This is a genomic window from Streptomyces sp. NPDC005899, assembly GCF_040629645.1.
Classification (GTDB): domain Bacteria; phylum Actinomycetota; class Actinomycetes; order Streptomycetales; family Streptomycetaceae; genus Streptomyces.
In genome coordinates this window covers 1-2,618 of record NZ_JBEXWB010000566.1, presented here as the reverse complement: position 1 = coordinate 2,618, position 2,618 = coordinate 1, and the positions used below count along the sequence as shown (strand labels likewise).

Sequence of the window (2,618 nt, the reverse complement as noted above, 5' to 3'; positions counted from 1 at the left end):
CGGCCCGGGGGGCGGGGTGGGCCGCCGGGGCCGGTTGCTGCGCCGGCGGGGCGGGCGGCAGGGGTGCCTGCTGCGGTTCGTCGACGGAGATGCCGAAGTCCGTCGCCAGGCCTTCGAGCCCGGTGTCGTACCCCTGCCCGACGGCCCGGAACTTCCAGTCGCCCTGGCGCAGATAGAGCTCTCCGAGGATGAACGCGGTCTCGACCGTGGCGTCCGCGCTCTCGAAACGGGCGAGTTCGGAGCCGTTCGCCGCGTCCACGACCCGTACGTACAACCCGGTGACACGGCCGAAGGTGCCGCCGTCGGCGGAGGCGGCGACGACGACGCGGTCGATCGCGGGCTCCATGCGCGCGAAGTCCACGGCGAGGCTGTCCGTCACGCTGCCGGCCCCGGTCCGCTTGCCTTCGTGACGTACCGCGCCGGACGCGTGGGCGGGCTGGTTGTAGAAGACGAAGTCGGCGTCGCTGCGCACCTTTCCCGACACGAGAAGGAGCGCGGAGGCGTCCACGTCCGGCTCTCCGGGGGAGGTGCGCCAGCCCAGTTCGACCCGCACGGCCTGAGCCGGCACCGCGACATTGGCTCCCTTTTTCATGATCATGCTCGCCCCCATCTCGAGTCCGGCTGCCCGGAGCGTCTCCCGCCAACCTAATCCCCGCTCCACCGGTGAGCCCACACTCCCGGCGGGACGGCTGCCGGCGATCCGCCGGTGGCTCCCGGAACCCGTGCCTCCCACGGCCGCCCGGGCACCCGCGGCCGGTGCGGGGCGCCGGGCACGGGACCGTGCGGGCGGCCGCGCCCCCTTGCCGGCGGAAGCTCCGGACGACGCCGTGACAGCTCGGGCCGACAAAAGCAACGTAAAACGGATAACCCCAAGATTGGGGCTCCCCAACCAGCACATCGTGGGCTTAACTTATGTGTCATGACCTCCCCCCGCTCCACCTACGGCAGCGGCTACTACGCCGCGCCGTCGTTCCCCGACACCCCGATCTACGACTCCCTGGTCGCCGAGCGGGGTACCCCCCAGATCGCACCGATCCGGGTCCCGGCCGCCTACGACACCGGCAACAGCTATCTGCCGGCCCTCCCGGCGCTGCCGGCCGCCCCCTCCCAGCCCACCGGTTCCTACGGCTACCCGCAGCAGATGGCGCAGCCGCAGTACCAGAACGCGGGGATGCAGCAGGCGCCGATGATGCAGCCGGCGCACCTGCAGCACGCGCCGGCGCCGTACATCCCTCAGCAGCCGACCGCGCCGCGCGGCTACCCGCAGCAGCCCCAGCAGCAGCGTCCCGGTACGGGTTACGAGGCGATGCGCCCGGCCGCGCCGAGGCCGGTGCCGGCGCAGTCGCCGTACGAGGAGCCGTACAACCGTCCGTACCAGGGCCGGGGGTACTGAGCCGGAGCGTCGGCCCGCCGCCGGTGGTGACTGGCAGTATGGACGCATGATCTCGCCCGTGCTCAGGGACGTCCGCGTCCACCCCGTCAAGGCGCTGGCCGCGTATCCGGTCGGCGAGGCCGCCGTCGAGCCATGGGGACTCGGCGGCGACCGTCGCTGGATGCTCATCGACGCCGGGGCCAGGGTCGTCACGCAGCGGCAGGAGCCGCGGCTGGCACAGCTGTCCGCCCAGCCGCTGCCGGGCGGCGGAGTGCGCCTGTCCGCGCCGGGGAGCGCGCCCCTGACGGTCCGGGTGCCCGATCCGGCGCGCACCGAGGTCGCGGAGCTCTTCACCGGCAAGGTGGAGGTCGTGGAGGCCGCCGAGGCCGCGCACGCCTGGTTCGGTGCCCGCCTCGGGGCGGAGGTCCGGCTCGTCCACCTCGACGCGCCGTCGCACCGCAGGCACATCGACCCGGCGTTCGCCCGCCCGGGCGAGACCGTGTCCCTCGCGGACGGTTTCCCCCTGCTCCTGACCACGTGCGCCTCGCTGGACACCCTCAACTCGCTGATCGCGCGGGGAGAGCATCCGCAGGAGGGCCCGCTGCCGATGGACCGCTTCCGGCCGAACGTGGTCGTGGACGGTACGGCGCCCTGGGTGGAGGACACCTGGAAGCGGATCGCGATCGGGGAGGTCGCCTTCCGCGTGGTGAAGCCGTCCGGCCGTTGCGTCGTCACCACGACCGACCAGCGGACGGCGCGCCGGGGCAGGGAGCCGTTGCACACGCTCGCCCGTCACCGGCGTTCCGGGAAGCGGCTGTTGTTCGGCCACAACCTCATTCCCGACGGCACGGGTGTGATCCGGGTGGGGGACCCGGTGCGGGTCCTGGCCTGACCGCCGCTCCTGGGAGGCCGGGAACCACGGGGCCCCCGCGGGGCGTTGTGGTGCGTGGGGGCGCCGGCGACGGAGCGCGGGGGCACAGGGAGCGCCAAGGGGCGTGAGGTTGCTCTCCCTTCGCCGCTCACGCGGGCAGGCCGGTGCCGTATCGGGTCATGACGGATACGGAAGGGGGGTGCATGACGGTGCGGGCGCTACGGGGTGTCCGGCGGTGGCGGCGCAATCCCCTGTGCCGGCCCACCGATCGCCACGAGGCGTGGCTCGCGCTGGCCACTCTTCTCCTGATGCTGCTGGCCGCCACCGCCGGACACCCCGTAGCGCCCGCACCGTCATGCACCCCCCTTCCGTATC

3 protein-coding genes are annotated in these 2,618 nt (G+C 73.4%); 2 read left to right on the top strand and 1 reads right to left on the bottom strand.

Features of this window, described 5'->3' with window-relative positions; genetic code table 11:
• Window positions 1-610 (bottom strand): TerD family protein (locus ABZ371_RS31470; protein ID WP_358686105.1); only part of this gene is annotated, 610 nt, incomplete at its 3' end.
• Window positions 611-919: 309 nt separating this feature from the next.
• Here ABZ371_RS31470 and ABZ371_RS31465 point away from each other — a divergent pair.
• Together ABZ371_RS31465 and ABZ371_RS31460 are read left to right on the top strand one after the other, a co-directional pair.
• A complete protein-coding gene (locus ABZ371_RS31465; protein ID WP_358686103.1) occupies window positions 920-1,393 on the top strand; it encodes a DUF6643 family protein in 474 nt (157 codons plus the stop codon).
• 46 nt (window positions 1,394-1,439) lie between these two features.
• A complete protein-coding gene (locus ABZ371_RS31460) occupies window positions 1,440-2,264 on the top strand; it encodes an MOSC N-terminal beta barrel domain-containing protein (RefSeq protein ID WP_358686101.1) in 825 nt (274 codons plus the stop codon).
• Window positions 2,265-2,618 lie beyond the last annotated feature (354 nt).

What these genes read in the sequence shown, in the direction of transcription:
- ABZ371_RS31460 (WP_358686101.1), top strand. Translation starts at nt 1,440, where the DNA reads ATGATCTCGCCCGTGCTCAGGGACGTCCGCGTCCACCCCGTCAAGGCG.
- ABZ371_RS31465 (WP_358686103.1), top strand. Translation starts at nt 920, where the DNA reads ATGACCTCCCCCCGCTCCACCTACGGCAGCGGCTACTACGCCGCGCCG.